The organism is Tunturibacter gelidoferens (assembly GCF_040358255.1).
Lineage (GTDB): Bacteria > Acidobacteriota > Terriglobia > Terriglobales > Acidobacteriaceae > Edaphobacter > Edaphobacter gelidiferens.
In genome coordinates this window covers 1-22,605 of the sequence record NZ_CP132938.1, presented here as the reverse complement: position 1 = coordinate 22,605, position 22,605 = coordinate 1, and the positions used below count along the sequence as shown (strand labels likewise).

18 protein-coding genes and 1 riboswitch are annotated in these 22,605 nt (G+C 57.8%); of the genes, 14 read left to right on the top strand and 4 right to left on the bottom strand.

The window, feature by feature from the left end:
* Window positions 1–16 precede the first annotated feature (16 nt).
* Window positions 17–502 (top strand): Lrp/AsnC family transcriptional regulator, encoded by a 486-nt coding sequence (locus tag RBB81_RS00650; protein WP_353072343.1) that lies wholly within the window; start codon window positions 17–19, stop codon window positions 500–502.
* Between the two features lie 37 nt (window positions 503–539).
* Here RBB81_RS00650 and RBB81_RS00645 read toward each other — a convergent pair whose 3' ends face one another.
* A complete protein-coding gene (locus RBB81_RS00645) occupies window positions 540–1,970 on the bottom strand; it encodes a M20/M25/M40 family metallo-hydrolase (RefSeq protein WP_353072342.1) in 1,431 nt (476 codons plus the stop codon).
* Between the two features lie 260 nt (window positions 1,971–2,230).
* Here RBB81_RS00645 and RBB81_RS00640 point away from each other — a divergent pair, with 260 nt between their 5' ends.
* From RBB81_RS00640 to RBB81_RS00630, 3 genes are all read left to right on the top strand, one after another.
* The gene (locus RBB81_RS00640; RefSeq protein ID WP_353072341.1) at window positions 2,231–3,619 is read left to right on the top strand and encodes a multicopper oxidase family protein; all 1,389 of its coding nucleotides are present in this window, start codon (window positions 2,231–2,233) and stop codon (window positions 3,617–3,619) included.
* A 27-nt stretch (window positions 3,620–3,646) separates the two neighbouring features.
* On the top strand, window positions 3,647–6,103 hold the full coding sequence (locus tag RBB81_RS00635; RefSeq protein WP_353072340.1) for a c-type cytochrome: 2,457 nt from the start codon (window positions 3,647–3,649) through the stop codon (window positions 6,101–6,103).
* Window positions 6,104–6,169: 66 nt separating this feature from the next.
* A complete protein-coding gene (locus RBB81_RS00630) occupies window positions 6,170–7,417 on the top strand; it encodes an MFS transporter (RefSeq protein WP_353073879.1) in 1,248 nt (415 codons plus the stop codon).
* 200 nt (window positions 7,418–7,617) lie between these two features.
* Here RBB81_RS00630 and RBB81_RS00625 read toward each other — a convergent pair whose 3' ends face one another.
* Both RBB81_RS00625 and RBB81_RS00620 read right to left on the bottom strand, forming a co-directional pair.
* Entirely contained in the window at window positions 7,618–8,583 is a 966-nt protein-coding gene (locus tag RBB81_RS00625; protein WP_353072339.1) for a sugar phosphate isomerase/epimerase family protein, read from the bottom strand.
* A 241-nt stretch (window positions 8,584–8,824) separates the two neighbouring features.
* Entirely contained in the window at window positions 8,825–10,183 is a 1,359-nt protein-coding gene (locus tag RBB81_RS00620) for a sugar porter family MFS transporter (protein WP_353072338.1), read from the bottom strand.
* 675 nt (window positions 10,184–10,858) lie between these two features.
* Here RBB81_RS00620 and RBB81_RS00615 point away from each other — a divergent pair.
* The 4 genes from RBB81_RS00615 to RBB81_RS00600 all read left to right on the top strand — a co-directional run bounded on the left by RBB81_RS00615 (window position 10,859) and on the right by RBB81_RS00600 (window position 17,236).
* The gene (locus tag RBB81_RS00615; RefSeq protein ID WP_020712649.1) at window positions 10,859–11,062 is read left to right on the top strand and encodes a cold-shock protein; all 204 of its coding nucleotides are present in this window, start codon (window positions 10,859–10,861) and stop codon (window positions 11,060–11,062) included.
* 227 nt (window positions 11,063–11,289) lie between these two features.
* A complete protein-coding gene (locus RBB81_RS00610) occupies window positions 11,290–11,958 on the top strand; it encodes a hypothetical protein (RefSeq protein ID WP_353072337.1) in 669 nt (222 codons plus the stop codon).
* 90 nt (window positions 11,959–12,048) lie between these two features.
* Complete coding sequence (locus tag RBB81_RS00605) at window positions 12,049–12,630, top strand: KdsC family phosphatase (protein ID WP_353072336.1); 582 nt, start codon at window positions 12,049–12,051, stop codon at window positions 12,628–12,630.
* 49 nt (window positions 12,631–12,679) lie between these two features.
* Window positions 12,680–17,236 (top strand): DEAD/DEAH box helicase, encoded by a 4,557-nt coding sequence (locus RBB81_RS00600; RefSeq protein WP_353072335.1) that lies wholly within the window; start codon window positions 12,680–12,682, stop codon window positions 17,234–17,236.
* 404 nt (window positions 17,237–17,640) lie between these two features.
* On the opposite strand, the gene RBB81_RS00595 is transcribed toward RBB81_RS00600, so the two are convergent.
* Window positions 17,641–17,808 (bottom strand): hypothetical protein, encoded by a 168-nt coding sequence (locus RBB81_RS00595; RefSeq protein WP_179585700.1) that lies wholly within the window; start codon window positions 17,806–17,808, stop codon window positions 17,641–17,643.
* A gap of 101 nt (window positions 17,809–17,909) precedes the next feature.
* On the opposite strand from RBB81_RS00595, the gene ndk reads away from it, so the two are divergent.
* The 6 genes from ndk to RBB81_RS00565 all read left to right on the top strand — a co-directional run.
* Complete coding sequence (ndk, locus tag RBB81_RS00590; RefSeq protein WP_179585698.1) at window positions 17,910–18,326, top strand: nucleoside-diphosphate kinase; 417 nt, start codon at window positions 17,910–17,912, stop codon at window positions 18,324–18,326.
* Between the two features lie 96 nt (window positions 18,327–18,422).
* On the top strand, window positions 18,423–19,028 hold the full coding sequence (locus RBB81_RS00585; protein WP_353072334.1) for an HAD family hydrolase: 606 nt from the start codon (window positions 18,423–18,425) through the stop codon (window positions 19,026–19,028).
* Window positions 19,029–19,319: 291 nt separating this feature from the next.
* The gene (locus RBB81_RS00580) at window positions 19,320–20,423 is read left to right on the top strand and encodes an aldose epimerase family protein (protein ID WP_353072333.1); all 1,104 of its coding nucleotides are present in this window, start codon (window positions 19,320–19,322) and stop codon (window positions 20,421–20,423) included.
* A 54-nt stretch (window positions 20,424–20,477) separates the two neighbouring features.
* Complete coding sequence (locus RBB81_RS00575; RefSeq protein WP_353072332.1) at window positions 20,478–21,182, top strand: CoA transferase subunit A; 705 nt, start codon at window positions 20,478–20,480, stop codon at window positions 21,180–21,182.
* Window positions 21,179–21,838, top strand: a complete 660-nt coding sequence (locus RBB81_RS00570; protein ID WP_353072331.1) for a 3-oxoacid CoA-transferase subunit B — start codon at window positions 21,179–21,181, stop codon at window positions 21,836–21,838. The genes RBB81_RS00575 and RBB81_RS00570 overlap by 4 nt, the downstream gene beginning before the upstream one ends.
* Before the next feature lie 79 nt (window positions 21,839–21,917).
* Window positions 21,918–22,111, top strand: a riboswitch (cobalamin riboswitch).
* 280 nt (window positions 22,112–22,391) lie between these two features.
* Window positions 22,392–22,605, top strand: a 214-nt coding sequence (locus RBB81_RS00565; protein ID WP_353072330.1) for a hypothetical protein, incomplete at its 3' end; no start/stop codon positions are given.

Genomic DNA, 22,605 nt, shown 5'->3' with positions numbered 1-22,605 from the left:
CGGAGAGGCGATATCCATGGCTCATGATCTCGATCCCATCGACCACAACATCGTCCGTATGCTTGCCGAAGACGCCCGAACTTCTTACGCAGAGCTTGGCCGCAAGGTAGGTCTCTCGCCCTCCGCCGTAGCCGAACGAATCCATCAGCTCGAGAGCGCGAAGGTCATCCTCGGATACCGTGCTCTGCTCGACGAAAAAGCCTTCGGCTACTCCGTCATGGCCTTCATCCGCCTCACCTGCGACAACACCCACTACCGTCCCTTCCTCAAGTTCCTCCCCACCATCGACGCCGTTCAGGAGTGCCATCACATCACCGGCGGAGAAGCCTTTCTCATCAAAGTTCGGCTCTCCTCCATCGATCAGCTGGAGCCCCTCATCGAACGTCTGCTCCCCTACGGAATGCCCACAACCAGCATGGTCCTATCGACTCCCGTCTATCGCCAACAGGAGGCGTGGCTCCTCAGGCACGCCGGCTTACCCTCGCGCACCAGAAAGAAATAAAGAAAGCCTCTCAAAAGAAGAACTCGTTCCCACCAGCCTATTGCGAGGTGAGCGCCTTCAGGAACAGATACTCAAACTCAACTCCGTTATAAAAATCGACGGAACGAATCCGTTCATCGCGGCCATGAGCACGGTCATCATCCCGATCCACGCCCATGCCCGAAAACCCATAACTCGGAATCCCCGCATCCATCGTATAAATACTGTCCGACGCTCCGGTCTCCATCTCGGCGATCACCGGTATCCCCGGCCACATCAACTTCACGGTCGCCTCAAGCAGCTTGAACACCACCGGCTCCAGCGGCGGCGGAGCCATCGACTTACGATCCGACCCATTCTCCAGCACCTCGCCAGCGTTGGTGACATACTGCACCTTCAGCGTCGGATCGGCAAAGATGCGAATCAGTTCCTGGCGAATCTCCTCCTGCGAATGTCCCGGAAAGATGCGGCAGTTGACGTTCGCGACCGCACTCCCCGGCAGCGCATTCGGCGCATGACCGGCAGACATCATCGTCGCAACGCAGGTCGTATGCAGTAGCGAGTTGTAGATCATATCCTTCGACAATCGCTGCGCAGCCGCCGCATCCGGCACAGGCCCAGACACAGCGGTAAGATCCTCCGCCAGCTGTCCCTTTTCCGTCTTCGCACTGCTGGCAAAATAGACGCGCGTCACTTCATTCGTCTCCAAGGGAAACGTCGTCTTCTCCAATCGCCCCAACGCATCGGCAACATGGTAGATCGCGTTGTCAGGCCGGGGCAGGGAACTGTGTCCTCCCGGATTCGTCGCGGTCACGCGGTAGTCGGCATAGAGCTTCTCCGTCGCCTCCACTCCCATGCTCACAGCTCTGCCTTTCTCCAACTCAGGTCCGCCCGAATCCGGATTCAGCGCAAACGCGCTATCGATCAGATCGCGATGATTCTTCAACAGCCAATCCACACCGTTCGACTTTCCACCCTCTTCGTCCGCAGTCAGCGCAAGAATAATGTCGCGGTTCGGAACAAATCCCTCACGGTGCATTCGGATAAAGCTCTCGACCACCGCAGCGTCGCTGTCCTTCATATCCTGCGTTCCGCGGCCGTAAAAGTAGCCATCCTTCTCGACAAATTGAAACGGATCAGTCGTCCAATCCGAGCGTTTCGCCTCGACGACATCAATATGAGCGATGATCAGAACCGGCTTCAGCGTCGAGCCAGGTCGTCCGCGATACCGCGCCACCATGTTGCCCTTCCTATCATTCGGTCCCAGTACCACCACGTCCGCCTCCGCAAACCCGGCATCGAGCAGCCGCTTCCGCATCGCATCGGCCGCTAAGGTCGTGCTACCAATTGAGTCGGTCGTATTCGTCTCGATCAACTGTTGAAAGATGTCCCGGGCAAGCGTCTTATCGACATTCGGCAACTGGTTCGATTGAGCATAAAGCACAGGCGTCAAAGCAACGGAAATCAAACAAGCGGCAATCGATCTCAAGGCGCGATCCTCATACATCAAAGTAGAAAGGTGATCCTATATTCGCACACCAGCAGATTCCCCCTGGAGAAATAAGAAACTGTCCAAAGACCCCAGAGATAAGTGATAAAAGATGCGTCATCTCGACCGGAGGCGTGCTGTCTCATCGCACGGCGGAGTGGAGAGACCCCCGCATTTCGCTTTTGCTGTTGCTTGTTTCCCCAGGCGCTCATTACTCTAAGACGTCCCTGAATAAGATCTCGAGCACGAAACGAGCCTTGATGAACCGGAGAAGTTTCTTAGCCGCAACAGGAGCAACGCTGGCACATGCTGCGGGGCCACGGATCACCTGGGGACTGGCAGCATCGGAACACTCGCCCGATTTGCGTCTGCGAATCGAGCCTTGCACTCTGGACATCGGCCACGGCGTTCAGATCAACACCGTCGCGTACAACAGTCAGATCCCGGGTCCCTTGCTCCGTTTGAAAAAGGGGAAGCCAGTGACGATCGATGTCACCAACGCTTCCAAAAATCCAGACCTCGTCCATTGGCACGGCCTCACCACAGATCCCTTGAATGACGGTGCGGTGGAAGAAGGTTCTCCCTTGATCGCACCAGGGGCGACCTTACGATATCAACTGACACCCAACCCCTCCGGCACCCGCTGGTATCACACCCATGCCATGGCCATGGGCGATCTCTCCCTCGCCGCCTACACCGGCCAGTTCGGTTTTCTTCTCGTCGACGGCGCACCTGACCCAGGCCGTCACGACAAGGAAGTCAACCTCGCAATCCGCCATTGGGGTCCTCACTTCGTCCCGATGGTCGAAACCATGCGCGCCGAATCGCAGAACATGCCACAGACCACCGGCTCCGACGTGGGCTACGATCACGCCACCATCAATGCGCACATGCTCGGCGCAGGTGAACCCATTCGCGTCAAACAAGGAGAGCGCGTTCTCTTCCGCCTTTTGAACGCAAGCGCGACAGAAAATGTGCTTCTCGCTCTCCCCGGCCATACCTTCAAGGTCATCGCCATGGACGGCAACCCTGTCCCCAATCCATACTCCGTCGAAGTGCTCTCCCTCGCGGTCGCAGAACGCGTCGATGCCATCGTCGAGATGAACTCTCCAGGCGTCTGGATTCTCGGTTCGACCCTGAAGGAGAGCCGCGACATAGGCCTGGGAGTCGTCGTCGAGTACGCCGGCAAATCCGGCGAACCCATCTGGCGCGATCCCGCTCCCGCCGAATGGGACTACACCCGCTTCGCCGCCAAAGATCCAGTCCCAGAGCCGGAGGAGACCTTCACCCTGACCTTCCGCGATGCCGGTGCGCTCAACAACTCGAAGTTCGATACCTGGACCATCAACGGCGATGCATGGCCCAACGTCAAACCACTCAAGGTCAAGCATGGCAAACGCTATCGCATGCTCTTCCGTAACGCGAGCGGCGACCAGCACCCGATCCACCTGCACCGGCACAGCTTTGAAGTCACCAGAGTCGAAGATCAGCACCTCAGCGGACTCATCAAGGACACCGTCAACGTCATGCCGCTTCAAACCGTTGCCGTAGACTTCGTCGCAGACAATCCAGGCGACTCGCTCCTGCACTGCCATCAGCAACTCCACATGGACTACGGCTTCATGCAAATCATCAAATACACGGACTAGCCCATGGGCCCAGTGAAAAACGTGAAGATGCAAATACAAAGGTCCGTCACTGGCAAACTGGCCCCCGCTCTACTTGCGGGCGGCTTAGCATTTAGCCTTGGAAACAACGGACACCTTCTCACCGTAGCCGACGCACAGGCAAAGCACACCCCACCTCGCACGGACTGGCCAGTCTACGGCGGTCAAAGCGCAGACGATCACTACTCCGCCCTCCATCAGATCGACCGCACCAACGTCCACAAACTCAAAGTCGCATGGAGCTTCGACACCAAGGAGCCCGGCGGCCTCCAGACCAATCCGCTGATCGTCGGCCGCGTTCTCTTCGGCTTCACCCCAACGCAAAAAGTCATCGCGCTCGACGCAGCCACCGGAAAAAATCTCTGGACCTTCAGCACCGGAACCCCCGGCCTGCAACCCACACGTGGTCTCAGCTACTGGACCGACGGAACCCAAAGCATTCTCTTCGCCGGTCTTCTGAGCAACCTCTACGCGATCGATCCCGCAACCGGCAAACTCATCTCCTCCTTCGGTGACGGCGGCAAGATCGACCTCCGCAAAGATCTCAACGAAAAAGACGTCACTCAATCCTTCGCCGCCCTCACCACCCCCGGCCTCGTCTATAAAGACATGATCATCGTCGGCTTCCGCGCACCGGAGACCCAACCCGCACTTCACGGCGACATCCGCGCCTACGACGTTCACACCGGCAAGCTCCGTTGGATCTTCCATACCATCCCCCTTCCCGGCGAACCCGGCTACGAGACCTGGCCCAAAGACGCCTGGAAGATCACCGGCTCAGCCAACAACTGGGCTGGCATGGCCCTCGACGAAAAGCGCGCCATCGTCTACGTTCCCACTGGCTCCGCAGTCAACGACTTCTACGGCTCCGACCGCATCGGCGACGACCTCTACGCCAACACGCTCCTCGCTCTCGACGCCAACACCGGCCAACGCCTCTGGCACTTCCAGGGCGTTCATCACGACATATGGGACCGCGACTTCCCCTCACCTCCCTCCCTCGTCACCGTTCGCTCTCACGGCAAACAGGTAGACGCCGTAGCCCAGACCACGAAGCAAGGCTACCTATTCCTCTTCGACCGCACCAACGGCAACCCGCTCTTCCCCATCGCAGAGCACGCCTTTCCCGCCTCCACCGCTCCCGGCGAAAAAGCCTCACCCACTCAGCCAGTCCCATCGCTCCCCGCTCCCTACGCCCGCCAACTCCTCACCGCCGACATGCTCACCACCCGCACCCCCGAAGCGCACGCCTGGGCGACCGAGCAGTTCAAATCCTTCATCAGCAACGGCATCTTCGTCCCCTTCGCCGTCGACAAGCAAACCGTCGTCTTCCCCGGCTTCGACGGCGGCGCCGAGTGGGGCGGCTCAGCCGTCGACATCAAAACCGGCGTCATCTACATCAACGCCAACGACATCGTCTGGACCGGCGGCCTCACCGAAAACAAACAAGGCGGCAGCCTCGGCGCCAAGGTCTATCAAAGCCAATGCTCCGTCTGCCACGGAGGCGACCGCAAAGGCAATCCTCCCGCCTTCCCCTCGCTCATCGACGAACAAAAGCGCCTCTCCGACGCCCAGGTCACCGAGATCATCCACAACGGCAAAGGCCGCATGCCCTCCTTCCCCAACGTCGAAGCCGCGCGCCTCATCGCTGTCCTCGAATATCTCAAAACCGGCGACACCGGCGGCAGCGCCACATCCTTCACACCCAAATCCGCCAACCGCTCTGAAATAGCCGGCGCCAAAATCTACGACAAAAACTGCGCCATCTGTCACGGCGACGATCTCCTAGGCGCCCCCTCCAACTACCCCGGCCTCATCGGCGTCCGCCTCCGCCTCACCGACCAGCAGATCCTCGCCAACATCCACACCGGAAAAGGCCGCATGCCCGCCTTCCACAAGCTCACTGACGCCGACACCTCGGCCCTCCTCCGCTTCCTCGGCGACAGCGCCTCCCCCATGTTCGAAGCCGCCGTCACCTCCAACAACTCCTCCAAGAAGGAAATCGAATCCGCCCTGGCCCCACCCGGCGGACTCGCCAAATACCGCTTCACCGGTTACCGAAAGTTCCTCGATCCCGATGGCTACCCCGCCGTCCAGCCGCCCTGGGGCACCCTCAACGCCATCGACCTCAACACCGGCAAATATCTCTGGAAGATCCCCCTCGGCAACTATCCCGAACTCGCCGCCAAAGGCCTCAAAGACACCGGCAGCGAAAACTACGGCGGCCCCATCGTCACCGCCAGCGGCATCGTCTTCATCGCCGCCACCAACTTCGACCACACCATCCGCGCCTTCGACAGCCGCACCGGCACCCTCCTCTGGCAAGGCGACCTACCCTACGCCGGCAACGCCACCCCCGCCACCTACATGGTCGACGGTCGCCAGTACGTCGTCATCGCCACCAGCAATGCACGCAACCCCAAAGGCCCTCAAGGCGCAGCCTACGTAGCCTTCGCGTTACCCTAATCCAAGTAGCGGAACAAGCAGCGCAAAACAAGCAGCGAAACAAGAAGGGAACACCCCAACGTGAACATGCAGATCCGTCTACGACTCGGCGCAATGATGTTCCTCGAGTACTTCATCTGGGGAGCGTGGTACGTCACCGTCGGCACCTGGCTCGCCTCGTCCCTCCACTTCACCGGCCAGCAAATCGGCCTCGCCGCCGGCACCACCGCCGTCGGAGCCATGATCGCCCCCTTCTTCGTCGGCCTCATCGCCGACAAGCTCTTTGCCACCCAGCGCGTCCTCGCCGGCCTCCACCTCCTTGGCGGCATCCTCCTCTTCCTCGCCTCGCAACAGATCGTCTTCAGCGCCATCTACCCGCTGCTCCTCCTCTACTGCCTCTGCTTCATGCCCACCCTCGCCCTCACCAACTCCCTCGCCTTCCGCCAAATGTCCGACCCCAAGCTCGAGTTCGGCCCCATCCGCGTCCTCGGCACCGCCGGTTGGATCACCGCCGGCCTCCTCGTTGGCACCCTCCGCCTCGAAGCCACCGCCCGCCCCCTGCAACTAGCCGCCGCCCTCTCCATCCTGATGGCCCTCTACTGCCTCACCCTCCCCGACACACCGCCACTCGCGCGCGAAGGCCGCTTCACCCTCTCCAGCATCTTCCCCCGAGAAGCCATCGCTCTCCTCCGCGAGCGTTCCATGGCCGTCTTCGCCATCGCATCCTTCCTCATCTGCATCCCGCTGCAGTTCTACTACGCCTTCACCAATCTCTTCCTCAACGAAGCAGGCGTCCACAACGCCGCAGGCAAGATGACCGGCGGCCAGATGTCCGAGCTCTTCTGCATGCTACTCATCCCCTGGTTCTTCCGACGCCTCGGAGTCAAGTACATGCTCGTCGCGGGAATGTCAGCTTGGGTGCTCCGCTATCTCCTCTTCGCCTACGGCAACGCAGACAGCAAAGTTTGGATGTTCTGGCTCGGCATCCTTCTCCACGGCATCTGCTACGACTTCTTCTTCGTCACCGGCCAGATCTACATCGACCGCAAGGCCTCTCACGCGCTACGAGCAGCAGCGCAGGGCCTCATCACCTTCATCACCTACGGTGCCGGCATGTTCGTCGGCTCCTGGCTCTCCGGAGCAGTCGTAGAGCGATACACCACCACCTCCGCGACCGGGGCAACGGTTCACTCGTGGCAGTCCATCTGGATCGTAGCCGCCTCTGCCTCAGCAGCGGTCCTCGTGCTCTTCCTAGTTACCTTCACCGACAAGGAGAACTCACCAGTCACAGCCGCTGAAAGCGCAGGCGCAACCCCTATCGAAGCGCCTCTCTGATTCGAAAGATATGTCCTGCCGGACGGGCCTCCTCCGCGGAGGGCGGTCACTTCGTGACGTGTATACCGCTTCGCTCGACGCTCCCGTTGGTCGCGAGTTTGGATCTCGTGCCGACCAACGGGAGGACCACGCGAAGCTCTAAAAAGGCGTGCGAACGCCCGCTCCACGCGTAGTGGGCCCGTCCGGCAGGACACGCGCCTCTAAGCCCACCAGGCCTCCACAGGAGGCTCCTTCAGCAGCACCCGCGAAAGCATCCCAATCGCCGAAGCCAGCCCCTCCTGCGTAGAAGCCAGAGCATCCTCATGCTCGATACTCATCACATAGTCATACCCAACAAGGCGCAACGCAGAGGCAATCCGCTTCCACTCCAACTCACCATGCCCCCACCCAACCGAGCGAAACAGCCAAGACCTCTTCGCCATCTCGCGATAACTCTTCGTATCCAGCACGCCATTCACATCGCGCATTGCCGCATTGATCGCCACATCCTTCGCATGAAAGTGAAAGATCGCATCCCCCAGCGCAGCAATCGCCGCAGGAATATCGATCCCCTGCCACCACAGATGGCTCGGGTCTAAATTAATCCCAACCGAATCACCAACAGCCGCCCGCAGACGCAGCACAGTCTCCGGGTTATACACACAAAACCCCGGATGAGCCTCCAGCGCCACCTTCACCCCAGCATCCTTCGCAAACTGAGCCGCACCCTTCCAGTAGGGAATCAGCCGCTCCTCCCACTGCCACGCCAGAGCATCGGAAAACTCCGGAGGCCACGCCGCCGTAATCCAATTTGGCGTCACATCCTGCGCCGAACCACCCGGACACCCGGAAAACGTAACCACCACAGGCACATGAATCTGCTCCGCCAGCCTCACCGTCTTCCGCAGCAGTTCATCGTCTCGTCCTGCAACTTCTTTCTTCGGATGCACCGGGTTTCCATGGCACGACAACGCACTGATCGTCAGCCCCGCGTCCTCCAACTTCGACCGATACGCCCGCGCCGCCTCTTTACTTGCAAGCAAAGCATCCAGATCAAGATGGCTGCTCCCCGGCCACCCACCAGTCCCAATCTCCAGCGCTTCAATCTGCGGATACTTCTTCAACTCCACCAGCAGATCATCCAACGACAACCCATTAAATATCGGTGTAAACAACCCTAACCGCATCGATAACTCTCCTTAACCCAAGAAGTCACAACCCATGCCGATTCCCAATGAAGCGTAATCGCATCGAAAACTCTCCTCAACCCCAATGAAGCGTCATCTCGACCGAAGTCGCGCGGCCTCATCGCGCGACGTAGTGGAGAGACCCCCGAATTTCGCCTTTGTTGTTGCCGTTGCCTCTCTGGTTGTCATCCCCGAAGGGGATCTGCTTTTGCTTTGCATCCACAAAGCAACCAAAAGAAAATCAAGCCGCAGGCTTCACCTTCTCATGCAAATGTTTCTGCATCGACTCCAGCGTAAACCCCTTCGTCTCCGGATACACAAACAGCACCACCAAAAACTGCACCACCATCATCACCGCAAAGAAGAAAAACGGAATCGACTTCGAATAACGAGCCAGCACCGGAAAAATGCTCGCAATCAAAGCATTTGTAATCCAGTGCGCCGACGAACCAAGACTCTGCCCCTTCGACCGAACACTCGTTGGAAACACCTCGCTGATATAAACCCAGATCACCGCCCCCTGCGAGAACGCGAAGGAGACAATATAAGCAATCAACACCGCCAGCAGAAACTGCTGATGCGACTGAGTCTGAAAGATCATCGCAGCAGCCAGAAGGCAAATCCCGCAGCCCACCGCTCCCACCAGCAGCAGCTTCTTACGTCCCACCTTGTCGATCAGCGAGACTCCAGCCAGCGTCGCCACCAGGTTCATCGCCCCAATCGCCACCGCCTGCAGGTCACTCGACACCCGGCTGAATCCCGCACTGGCAAAGATATCGTTCAGGTAGTACAGAATCGCGTTGATCCCCGTCAGTTGATTGAACATCCCAATCGAGATCGCCAGAAAGATAGGCAGACGATTCTGCGCGGAAAACAATTTTGTCGCCGACTCCAGCCTCTCCTGCCGAATCGACTCGATAATCTCCTGCACCTCTGCCTCAGAGTCAGGCGAACCCATCCGCTGCAGCGTCAGCGTAGCCTCCGCAATCCGGTTCTGCGTAATCAGCCATCGCGAACTCTGCGGAACACTCAGCAGCATGATCAGAAACAGAGCCGCCGGAACAAACGCCACTCCAATCTGCACCCTCCACTCGATCGCTCCCAACCCAAAGTGCGCCACAATCGCATTCGAGAGATACGCCAGCAGAATTCCAACCACCACGTTGATCTGAAACAGCCCCACCATCCGCCCGCGCCACTTCGCCGGCGAAAGCTCCGCGATATAAACCGGCCCCAGCACCGACGAGCCGCCAATCCCCAGACCGCCCAGAAACCGGAAGAACAAAAATATGGTCCAACTACCAGCCAGCGCACACCCAAGCGCCGAGATCACATACAGCACCGCCATCCATCGCAGCGCCTTGCGGCTGCCCAGCTTCTGGCCAAGAGCGCCGCTACCCATCGCCCCAATCACCGTACCCCACAGCGCAATCGAAACCGTAAAGCCAAGATTCGCCGGCGAGAGCTGATATTTATCCGTCAGCGCGTGGGTGATCCCGGCGATCACAGCCGTGTCGAAGCCGAACAGCAGGCCGCCAAGCGCACCAGTGATAGCACTCCTGGCCAGAAGAAATACAGAACTCGATTTTGTCGTCGTCATAAGGGCAATGCCTATCCTAGCCTTTGAAACCCGAAAACAGCCAAGTCTCGACCAGCCAATTTTTACGACCCGAAAATAACCAAACAAATCTTCGCCAAAGTTGGCGTATGAGTTATGTCCAATCCGCTACAATTAAATTACAGATCGAAACCAAGGGCTGCCTGCAGCGAGAGCTGTGGCAGCCCTTGGAATTTAACGTGTCCACAACGAACCACAAACTCACCACGAAAGGCGGCAAAAACACCACAACATGCACCGCCCCCGCAGCTCGTAGGAACAGCGAAAACAGAGAAAACTCACCGCAATGCGGGGCTAACTACAACAAAACAAGTATTTTGTGTGTAACTTCCATAGATGCAATAATTTAGCGACATATCCTGCCGCTAAACGATTGCATCCATTCAACTTACCCCCAAAGTACCCCAGGGTGGGGGGTGCCCCGCGCGCGACGACGGCAAAAAAATTGAAAACCGCCAGCAAACGCGCATCCAAACCGCATCCGAAGTCGCTGCCAGCGCCAGGGAAAAGGTCATGAAAGACCACAGGTTGACCCTCGGAGACCAACTTCAGCCTCCTTTCCGAAGAAACCTGTAACCTTATTGATTGAAATTCGCTCACATCCTGCTACCCTTATAACTAATGGCGAAATATCGCCTTATGAAAGTAGGACGCATCATGGCAAACGGTACAGTGAAATGGTTCAACGACGCAAAAGGTTTTGGCTTCATCACCCCGGAAGACGGTGGAGAGGATCTCTTCGCGCATTACTCTGCAATTAACTCCAGCGGCTTCAAGTCCCTCCAGGAAGGCCAGCGCGTAACGTTTGACATCACCACTGGCCCCAAGGGCAAGCAGGCTGCAAACATCCAGCCCGCCTAACCCACCCCCATCTCCGCGGAAAGCTGCAGAGCCAGGCTGAGCAGTTCCGTGCCCAACAAAAAGTACACAAGGGTTGCAATGGACGTTTGGCGTCCATTGCAACCCTTCGCAATTTCCCCTCCACGCTGCCACATCACAGAGTCACGACTATACAACTATCGAGTGATTCAGTACCTCATTGGTAACTGCTAAGTTACCTGCACTGCGATCCAGCAGGAGGTCTCCCCATGACTCGAATGCAGCAAATCTCCCTCCTCCTTGCCCTTACCTCCCCAACCGTTACCCTCGCCGCGACCGTTCCCCAGACCATCCTTCCCGATAACGTAATCACCTGTCAGCCCAACGCAAACTGCATCAGCAAAAAGCTTTACGGTCGCAACTACAAAGTCATCAACTCCCCGCGCTTCACCGTCATGGTCTCCATCTCGCAAGAGGGGCCCTACACCCGTGCCGACGTCAGCATCGCCAACAACACCATCATGTCCCAGAATGTGACCCCGGAAGACTTTCGCGTTGAGGTTATCACCCCAAAGCCCAAGGTACTGCTCTACGTCTCTCCTAATGACGTCAAGGATCTTCCTTCGGCCCCCACCCCGCAATCTCCGACACCCCCAACTCCTCAGCTCGGCTCCTCTTTGCTTCCCCGACAAGTTGTCACATCATCGACCGGTCCGGGCGACTCACAAGACCCCAACCCCGAGCAATTCGACGCAGAAGCAAAAAATAGAGCCGCCGACCAAGCTGCTAGCGAACATCCACTCGAGGCAACGTCCCTATCTCCTAACGAAGTTACTAGCGGCCGCGTCTACTTCGAGCGTGTCAAGCACGAGCAACTTGTAAATATCGTCCTGCCAATCGCTGGTCTGGTATTCGAATTTCCCTACAACATGAAATAGCAGGAGGCTGACCATCCCGCTGAATCCAGGAACAACTGCGAGGATCTCCGTGTCTGACTTGATCGTGGGCCGTCAAGCTATGATCAAGCCATGACCGCCGACGCCCGAGCGAAAAATATCAAGGTTCTTATCTTCGACGTAGATGGAGTTTTAACAGACGGACAGATCTTCGTCATCCCAAACTCAGAAGGCCATGGGATCGAAGCAAAAGGCTTTGCTGCCCACGACGGACTCGGAATCTCCCTTGGCCGTCTCGGCGGCCTCCGCATCGGAATCATAACCAAACGTCAATCTCAGACTGTAGCCATTCGCGCCCATGACCTTAAGCTGGAGTTTGTCTACCAGGGCCAGTCCCACAAGATGAACGCGATCAACGAAATCCTTGAGAAGACCGGCTGCACGCTCGAGCAGCTTGCCTACGTTGGTGACGACATTATTGACCTTCCGGTCATGCGCCGGTGCGGCCTCGCCATCGCCACCGCCAATGCTCGTCAGCAGGTAAAATCCGTAGCTCACTTCGTTACCCCGAATCCGGGCGGGTTTGGAGCCGGTCGGGACGCCATTGACTTCATCCTCTCGGCTCAGGGAACTCTTGAAAAAGTGATTGAGCAGTACCTCGATGAATCGAGCATTGCAGCTGCTGCCTCCGATGTCGGCACCGGCAATATGTAGATAACAAAGGGCGAATAAAGAACGAATAAAACCGCGCTACAATCAGCGAATGTCTTTGGAAGTCCCCCAATCGCTCTCTTGGGCACATCCCATTACGGCCGAGTGGTTTCTCTCCAAATTCGGCAGCCCCACCGAGCCTCAAACCCATGGTTGGCCTGGCATTCTCGGCGGCAATGCCACCCTCATCTCAGCTCCAACCGGCTCAGGAAAGACCTTCGCGGCGTTCTTAATCTGCATCGATCAGCTTCTGCGACAATCGATCTCCGGCCAACTGACCCTCTGCACGCAGGTTATTTACGTTAGCCCCCTCAAAGCTCTCTCCAACGACATTCAGAAAAATCTCGACGGTCCACTCGCCGAGATCCAACAGCTCGCAATGCAGCGCGGTTATCTTTGTCCGGAAATCCGCACCGGCGTCCGGACAGGCGACACGCTTCCAAGAGAACGCGCTGCCATGCTCCGCAATCCGCCTCACATCCTTGTCACTACCCCCGAATCGCTCTACATCCTCCTCACCGCCGGCAAGAGCAGGGAAAATCTTCGCCGCGTTCAAACAGTCATAGTCGACGAGATCCACGCGGTAGCCGACGACAAACGCGGCGCCCACCTGTCTCTATCACTCGAACGCCTCGATGCTTTGGTTACGGGGGAAAACCGCCTCAGCCCCGGCCAATTCCTCACTGGCCTCGCCGCGCCCCCCCAAAGAATCGGTCTTTCCGCCACGCAGAATCCCATAGAACTCGTCGCCAGCTTTCTCACTGGCATCCACGACGACCGCAAACCCGCCACCATCGTACAAGTAGGCCAGCGCCGCGAACTCGACATCGCGATCGAGGTCCCCAGCGACGAACTCGGCTCCGTAACCAACAATGGCATGTGGGAAGAGATCTTCGACAAACTTGCCGCCCATGCTCAAAATCACCGCTCAACCCTGGTCTTCGTCAATACCCGCCGCCTCGTCGAAAAGATCGCCTTTGAGCTTGCCACTCGTCTTGGCCCTGAGCACGTCGCCGCACACCACGGCTCGCTCTCCCGCACCCTCCGGCTCGATGCCGAGCAGCGCCTTAAGAACGGCGAAATCAAAATTCTGATAGCCACTGCATCTCTGGAACTCGGCATCGACATCGGCGACATCGACCTGGTCTGCCAGATCAGTACTACACGATCAATCGCCGTTGCCATGCAGCGTGTAGGTCGCGCCGGCCACTGGCGCGGAGCCATCCCGAAGGGCCGCCTCTTCGCCACCACGCGCGACGATCTCCTCGAACAAGCAGCTCTCGTCAGAAAGATGCGCTCTGGCGAACTGGATCAGTTACAAATTCCTCCGCAGCCCGCCGACGTCCTCATGCAGCAGATCGTCGCAGCTTGCGGAGCGGAGCCCTGGGAGGAAGACGCCCTTTACAACACACTCCGCCGCGCCTATCCGTACCGCAACCTCACACGGCAAGCCTTCGACGAGCTCCTCATCCTCCTGACCGAGGGCATCGAATCCACCCGCGGCCGCTACGGCGCATACCTTCTTCGCGACGGCGTTCAACATCATCTCCACCCTCGCCGCGGCGCCCGCATGATCGCCATCTCCAACGGCGGCGCTATCCCCGACACGGCTCTCTACAGCGTCATCCTTCAGCCGGAAGGTGTGCAGATCGCGACCCTGGATGAGCACTTCGCCGTCGACTCCAGCCCCGGCGATGTAGTTCTACTAGGCACCTCAAGCTGGCGCATTCAGCGCGTCGAGGCCACCGGTCGCGTCCTCGTCGAAGACGCACACGGCGCACCTCCCAGCCTGCCTTTCTGGGAAGGCGAAGCCCCGCAGCGGACCGCAATCCTCTCGGACGGCGTAGGCGAACTTCGCGAACAAATCTCCTCCCTCACCTCCAACCTAACCCCAGGATACCTCTCTCCCGCACAACCCGAGATCGCTGCCGCATCCGCCTGGCTGATGCAGGAGTGCGGCGTCTGCGCCAGCGGAGCCCAGCAACTCATCGCCTATATCGTCACCGGCCGCGCCGCACTTGGAGCTGTTCCCTCCAAAACCACCATCATCGCCGAACGTTTCTTCGATGACGGCGGCGGCATGCAACTCATCCTGCACGCCCCATTCGGCGGCCGAATCAACAAAGCCTGGGGGCTCGCCCTGCGCAAACGCTTCTGCCGAGGCTTCAACTTCGAGCTGCAAGCCGCCGCCACAGACAACGGCATCAATATCTCCCTTGCCGAGCAACACAGCTTCCCCCTCGGCGATGTCTTCCACTTCCTCACCGAACACACTGCGAAGGAGCTTCTGGAGCAAGCCTCCATCGCGTCCCCCATCTTCAAAAATCGCTGGCGTTGGGCCGCCGGGCGTAGCCTCCAGCTTCTCCGCTTCTCAAAAGGAAAACGCATCGCCCCCCAGATCCAGCGCACCCGTTCAGAAGATCTGATGGCATCGGTCTTCCCACAGGCCGCCGCCTGCTTCGAGACCATTGTTGGCGATATCCAGATTCCCAACCACCCGCTTGTTAACGAGGTCATGCAGGACGTCCTTCAGGAAGCGATGGACCTTGAGGGTCTCATCGAGGTTCTTCGCGGAATAAAGGGCGGCACCATCCGTTGTCTCGCTGTTGACACGCCCACCCCCTCTCAGTTCGCCCACGAACTTCTCAACGCTAATCCCTACGCTTACCTCGACGAAGCCGGTCTCGAAGAGCGCCGAGCCCGCGCCACCTCACTCGGCCGAAACCTTCCAGACCAGCCCGGCAAGCTGGACCCCGCCGCCATCGCCGCCATCCGCAAAGAGATATGGCCCGACCTCCGCGACGAAAACGAGCTCCACGACCTCCTCCACTCCCTCATCGCCCTCCCGCTCACGGTCATCGACCGCGAAGAATCTCGTCACTGGCCCGTCTTCTACGAACGCCTAACACAAAGAGGCCGCGCCGAAACCCTTGACCTAAGCGGAACGCCTTGTTGGGTCGCCACCGAACGCCTCCCCTACATCGCTGTCCTCAATCCGCTCCGAGACGAATCTCGACTTACCCAGGATGGGTCATTTCGACCACTTTCTGATGCGTCATCTCGACTTACCCAGGATGCGTCATCTCGACCGGAGCAGCAGGCGGTTTCATCGTCTGCTGCGGAGTGGAGAGACCCTCGCATTTCGTTTGAGGCGGAACAAATCTCCGCCTCGGAGCCAAATGCGACCAACCCAGTTACAAAAAAAGAGTCCATCCAGAAATTAGTTCGAGGATGGTTACAAATTCTCGGCCCGACTACAGCCAACGCCTTCGCAAGCACACTCAGCCTCGACCCTGCCGCCATCTTCCAGGCCTTCCTCACAATGGAGATGCAAGGCCTGCTGATGCGTGGTGCTTTCGAATACCCCGCTAGAACAGAAGACCACGATATTGAGTGGTGCGAACGCCGCATTCTCCAACGTATCCACCGCCGAACCGTGGCAACTCTCCGCAAGCAGGTCGAACCAGTTACGCCCGCGGTCTACATGCGATGGCTCCTGACGTGGCAACATCTGGCCCCTCAAACGCAGCTCTCGGGCGAAGAGGGAGTCTTCGAAGCTCTTCGCCAGCTTGAGGGATTCGAAGCCCCCGCCGTCGAGTGGGAGCGCACCCTCCTTCCCTCTCGCGTTGCCAACTATGACCCCCGCTGGCTCGATGCCCTCTGTCTCTCTGGAGCAGTGGGCTGGGGCCGCATCTCGCCTCATCCAGCATGGTCTGCAGGAGACGGAACCTCCCCCCGGCGGGTCATTCCCACCAACGCCGCACCCATCACATTCTTCATTCGCGAGACCGCAGATTGGCTCCCTCACTCCCTTGCACAACAGTGCGTTCAAGAGGACAAGCTCGCCGCGGCCCTCAGCCCCGCAGCTCTGCAACTTCGAACCCTTCTCCAGCAACGTGGTGCCTGCTTCGCCAACGATATCCAGCGCATTGCTAACCTCACACGGCAGCAAACGCAGCAGGCTCTGTGGGAACTCGCCACCGCGGGCCTCGCGGCCGCGGACGGATTCGACCAGCTTCGTGCCTGCATGGATCCCCGCCGTAAGTCCATCACCACCGAAACCTCCGCCAGGCGCACTGCACGCAGCTCGGCTGGCAGATGGTCGTTGCTCACCGCAGAGCTTCACGCCGCGCCTACAGCAATCGAGCAGGCTCACCGCACCGAAGCCGCTCTGGAATCCTTCGCCCGCCACCTTCTAAATCGTTACGGCGTTCTATTTCGCGACCTGCTCCTCGGCGAATCCAACGCTCCCAGATGGCGAGATCTTCTCAACATCCTTCGCCGTCTCGAAGCCCGCGGCGAGGTCCGCGGCGGTCGCTTCCTGTCCGGCTTTGGTGGCGAGCAATACGCACTCCCTGAGGCTGTCGAATCCATCCGCGCCTCGCGCACTCGCGAGTGCAGCGCCATCATCGCAGTAGCCGCCGCCGACCCGATGAACCTCGCCGGCGTCGTCATCCCAGGGGATCGTGTTCCCGCTGTTCCCGGAAGACAAGTCTTTTATTCCAACGGTAGGTTGCACTCGGAAACCTGCGAGCAGAGGGTCGTCGACACCGTCCTGGGCGTTCCCCCCTATGCGCCGCCGGACTATCCCGTCTCTCCTTTGCTCTAAGTCAGCGACCCCAACTCAAAAAATATCTTCACTTTCACCGCCCGCCACTTGCCAGATGGCTCCTCGCGGCCCACTTCGCTTGTCAACCCCTTGATCCATGTAAAGCCAGCGTAATCAACCACATCCGCTTGGCGTATGAGTTATGGTCAATCCGATATACTGAGTAAATAGGGAAGACGGCCAGAGTCTCCAGAATCTTATGACGATTTAAAAGCCACGAAAGCGCGTAACCCCTTAGCCTGGACGAATTTAGCTGTAACCCCTTTCGAATGACGATTTTGCAAGGACGGGTTTTTTGTAAGTAGCTGATATAAAGTGGTTTGCGCGCAAATACCCCCCGGGGGGTACCCTCTGGACAAGATGAATTTGCCAATCACATAGAACCAGCCAGCCCACCTGCCTCTTCAAGTCTGACGGCGATAAAAAAGCCCGGCGGTGAAGAAAACAATCGCGACCATCAGAGCGAGGCGCGCATGAAGAATGTTATGCAGCCGCAGACTGAGGAGTGCGTCCGCAAGCCACGCGGCGAAGCCCAAAAACCATATCCAAGCTGTCTTTTGGAACATCCGCATGCATCCATGCTCCGGGGAGAAGTTGCAGCCAAGGTCGAACAGGCGCGGTTCGCTGGCCTTGTTCTACACTAAGTAATAGAGACTCACCTAGGAGAAATACGTTGTCACAGCGCACTTTCAGCATCATCAAGCCGGACGCCGTTCGTAAGGGCTACTCCGCAGCTATCCTGGCCGAGATTGAAAAGGCAGGGTTTAAGATTGTTTCGATCAAACGGCTTTCGATTTCGAAGGAGCAGGCAGAAGGCTTCTACCATGTCCACGCGGCGCGGCCGTTCTTCGGTGAACTGACGGAGTTCATGTCGAGCGGGCCCATCTTCCCGATGGTACTTGAGAAGGACAACGCGATCGCCGATCTGCGCAAGCTGATGGGCGCGACTAACCCTGCCCAGGCCGAGGAAGGGACTATCCGTAAGAAGTTCGCCTCGTCAATTGGAGAGAATGCGATCCACGGCTCGGATGCCGAAGACACTGCGGCCTTTGAGATTGGGTACTTTTTTGCCGGTCACGAACTGAAATAGTTAATTCGATTTAGACAAGCCGGCGGCGGGTGAGACCACAAGTTCTGGTCGCACCCGCCGCCGCTGATCTTTGCACGCACGGATAAGGAGTGATTGATGGGGGTTGAATTGCCGAAGTTGACGCTGCCGAAAGGGACTTTCAAGGCCTACCTGTTTGATTGTGATGGGACCATTGTCAATTCGATGCCGCTGCACTATGTGGCGTGGAAGAGGGTTCTGGCGGAATGGAACTGCGAGTTTGGAGAGCAGACGTTCTATGCGTGGGGTGGAATGCCTGTAGCAGAGATTATCGCCACCCTCAATGTACGCGACGGTTTGGCGATGCCAGTGGAGGAAGTGGCAAAGCGCAAGGAAGCACTATACTTCGAGATTCTTCCCGAGCTGAAGGCGGTGCCAGAGGTGCTGGAGCATATCGAGTTTAGCCACGGGCACATCCCGTTTGCTGTGGTATCTGGCAGTACCCGAGACTCTGTAACGGCTTCACTGGAGGTGCTGGGACTTCTGGACAAATTCGAAACGCTGGTCTGTGCGGGAGACTATGAGCAAAGCAAACCCGATCCAGAGCCGTTTCTGCTCGCGGCAAAGCGGTTGGGAGTGAAACCCGAGGACTGCCTTGTCTTCGAGGATACGGAGATGGGAATTCAGGCGGCGATGGCCGCTGGTATGGCTTCGGTGAAGGTGTTGCAGCCATGGGAGCGGTAGAAGTCTCTTGTGGTCGCCCGGCTATTGATTAGGTTCTTTCATAGATTTTTTGCGGAAGCTGCAACTTGATCGATGATCTCGACCCAAGCGTTTCGTCACCACCCGGTGAGCGTATGCGATCGGTCCGGATCGGCCGATGCTTTCCCTTCCGGTAGTGGATTCGATTGCCCATCTTGTCGCTGTTTCGCAGGGCTTCACGTATAGTGGCGAAGGTCGCTGGAGCGAGCAATATCTCGCTGCAAACAGACCGCATAAAGGATGCTAGGCTCGAAAGTGGCGAGGAGAGTGACGATGAGATGGCTAAAGCTTATGCTGCTTAGCATGACAACTGCGATGGCTGCACACGGCTCAGTGACGAAGACCCCCTTTGGGACGACATCCGATGGCACGGCAGTGGATCTTTACACGCTGAAGAGCGAAGGCATCGAGGCAAGCATTATGACCTTGGGAGCTCGCGTGGTTTCGATCAAGACGCCAGATCGCGACGGCAAAATCGCCGATGTGGTCCTGGGCTACAGCGCGTTGGATGGCTATCTTGCGGATAAGTCGACATACTTCGGCGCGATCGTGGGGCGATATGGGAATCGCATTGCGTTCGGAAAGTTTTCGCTCGATGGCCATCAGTACCAGATCCCAACGAATAACGGCGCCAACTCGCTGCATGGTGGCACGGTAGGTTTCGATCGCCTGGTGTGGACTGGGCGGCCTATTGCAGATGGTGTGGAGATGACGTTGGTGAGCAAGGACGGCGACCAGGGATATCCAGGAACGTTGACTGTCCACGTCCGATACACGGTTCATCACGGCGCATTGCGCATCGACTATAGCTCCTCGACCGACAAAGACACGGTGCTTAATCTGACCAATCACTCGTACTTCAACCTTTCAGGCGATCCGAAGAAGACCATTCTTGACGAGCAGATTATGATTCCGGCAGACCAGTACACGCCTGTGAATGCGAGTCAAATCCCTACGGGAGAGCTGGCTTCGGTGGAGGGCACACCGTTTGATTTTCGTAAGTCTACGGTTATTGGTGCACGGATCAACGACGACAATGAACAGCTGAAAATCGGCGGTGGCTATGATCACAACTGGGTGCTGCGCGGCAAGAATGGTGAGGTGAAGACAGCGGCTCGAGTCTACGATCCTTCGAGTGGGCGTGTTCTGACCGTGACGACAACCGAGCCGGGAGTTCAGTTTTATACCGGCAATTCACTCAATGGTGCCGCGTATGGCAGCGCGCAGCAGAGCAATGCGAAGAACACCGCTCTCTGTCTCGAAACGCAGCACTTTCCCGATTCACCGAATCATCCTTCCTTTCCGACCACAGAGTTGAAGACGGGCGAGATGCTTCACAGCACGACGACCTTTACTTTTTCGACGCAAACCAAATAACGATTCGCCCCAACGAGGCGTGTACTCTTCCGCCGCACGTGAGGTTTTTATCCGATGAATAAAGTCGTTCGGACTGCAGACGACGCTGTGGTCGATATTGCGCCAGGTTCTACGATAATGCTTGGCGGCTTTGGGCTTTGCGGGATCCCAGAGAACCTGATCGCCGCCTTAGTGAAGCGCAGGATTACCGGACTGCATACGATCAGCAACAACATGGGCGTTGACGGCTTTGGAATGGGGTTGATGTTGGAGGCCGGTATGATCGCCTCGCATATCGGCAGCTACGTAGGCGAAAACCGTCGGTTGGAGGCCCTGGTATTAAAGGGAGAGCTGGATCTAACCCTGATTCCGCAAGGGACGCTCGCGGAACGGATTCGCGCAGGTGGCGCAGGTATCCCGGCGTTCTATGTGCCGACAGGTCTAGGTACGGTTGTGGCCGAGGGCAAAGAAATACGCAAGATTGGCGACAGAACTTATGTACTTGAGCAGGCGCTTCATGCAGACGTTGCACTGATCAAAGCTTGGAAGGGAGACCGGTTGGGGAATCTGGTCTATCGGAAGACGGCGAGAAACTTCAATCCGGCGATGGCGACTGCGGCCAAGCTAACCATCGCCGAGGTCGAGGTGCTGGTCGAGCCGGGTGAGCTTGATCCGGACCACATCGTTACTCCAGGAATTTATGTAAATCGCATTGTTGTGGGCGCGGCATATCGAAAACCAATTGAGTCAAAGTTTATTCAATCCGGAGGTGCGTTGTGACAGGGAAGGAACGGATTGCACGGCGGATTGCACGAGAGTTTCGAGATGGGTTTTATGTAAATCTCGGCATTGGACTTCCAACGATGATCGCAGGATATGTGCGTGCGGGTATCGATGTAATGTTCCAGTCGGAAAATGGGATGCTTGGTGTCGGTGCGCCTCCTACCGATGAGTGCGCTGACCCTGACCTTATCAATGCAGGCAAGCAGCCCGTGACGGAACTTCCAGGGTGTTCATTTTTTTCGAGTGAGGAATCGTTCGCGATGATTCGCGGTGGACACATGGATATGAGCATCCTTGGGGCGATGCAGGTAGATGAGCATGGCAACCTTGCGAACTGGACGATCCCGGGAAAGATGGTCAAGGGCATGGGGGGCGCGATGGATCTGGTGGCGGGGGCGCGTCGTGTGATCGTTGCGATGGAGCATCAGACCAAGGATGGAGCTTCGAGGATTTTGAAAGAATGCACGCTGCCGCTGACTGGACAAAGTGTTGTGCATGATATAGTCACGGAGCTTTGCTGGATCCGCGTGACGGCTGAAGGACTCGTGTTGACTGAGGTCGCCGAGGGGATGGACGTCAATGAGCTGAAGGCGCGGACCGATGCGAAACTACTAGTTTCGCCAGATATGCGAGTGATGACCGTTAATGCGTGATGCACACGTTTGGTGTCGGATCTACCGGCTCATCGTTAGCGCTTACACGAGCCCGACATTTTAGCGAATTCATTGTGGTATAACGAAGGCTGTCTCGGGTGCCCACCAGGGCATAACAGGGAAGTCCGGTGAAGAGCCGGCGCGGTTCCGCCACTGTAAGTGAGGAAAGCTGCTTTAAAGTACCACTCGGCCGATGGCTGGGGAAGGTAAAGCGGCGCGCAGATCACCCTGCAACCTCCAAGCCAGGAGACCTACCCGAGAGTAACCGGCAGACTTCTGCGGAGAACATGAAGATGCATGATCGTTATTTTCATACCGTTGCTCATTTGGGTTTTCTGCCTCGAACCTGCCGCCGTGGCATCAGAAAGAGGTGCGAACCTTGACTGACATGCATCGGCAACGCGTAGTACGAGCGGATGGGCGCCCTGTGAATATTGTGCAGCGGCGCGCGCACCTTTCCTATTGCTTTTCAGGATGCTGTTGTGGGAGGACTGAGCGCGGCTATGCACAGGTCCCAGTCGAAACCTACAAAGAGGAATGGACTCGCCGGAAGATGCGCAATACAGTCCATCTGACGAAGGCCGGGTGCCTCGGACCCTGTGTTTTGTCTAACGTTGCGAGCCTCGTCTTTGACGGACGCTCGGTGTGGTTTCATTCCGTCAACAGTCCCTGGCAGGTGAAGCAGATATTCTCGTACATCGACGCAATGCTGGAAGCGGATCATTTTCTACAGCCACCCGAGGAGTTGCTTGAGTATGTCTTCAACT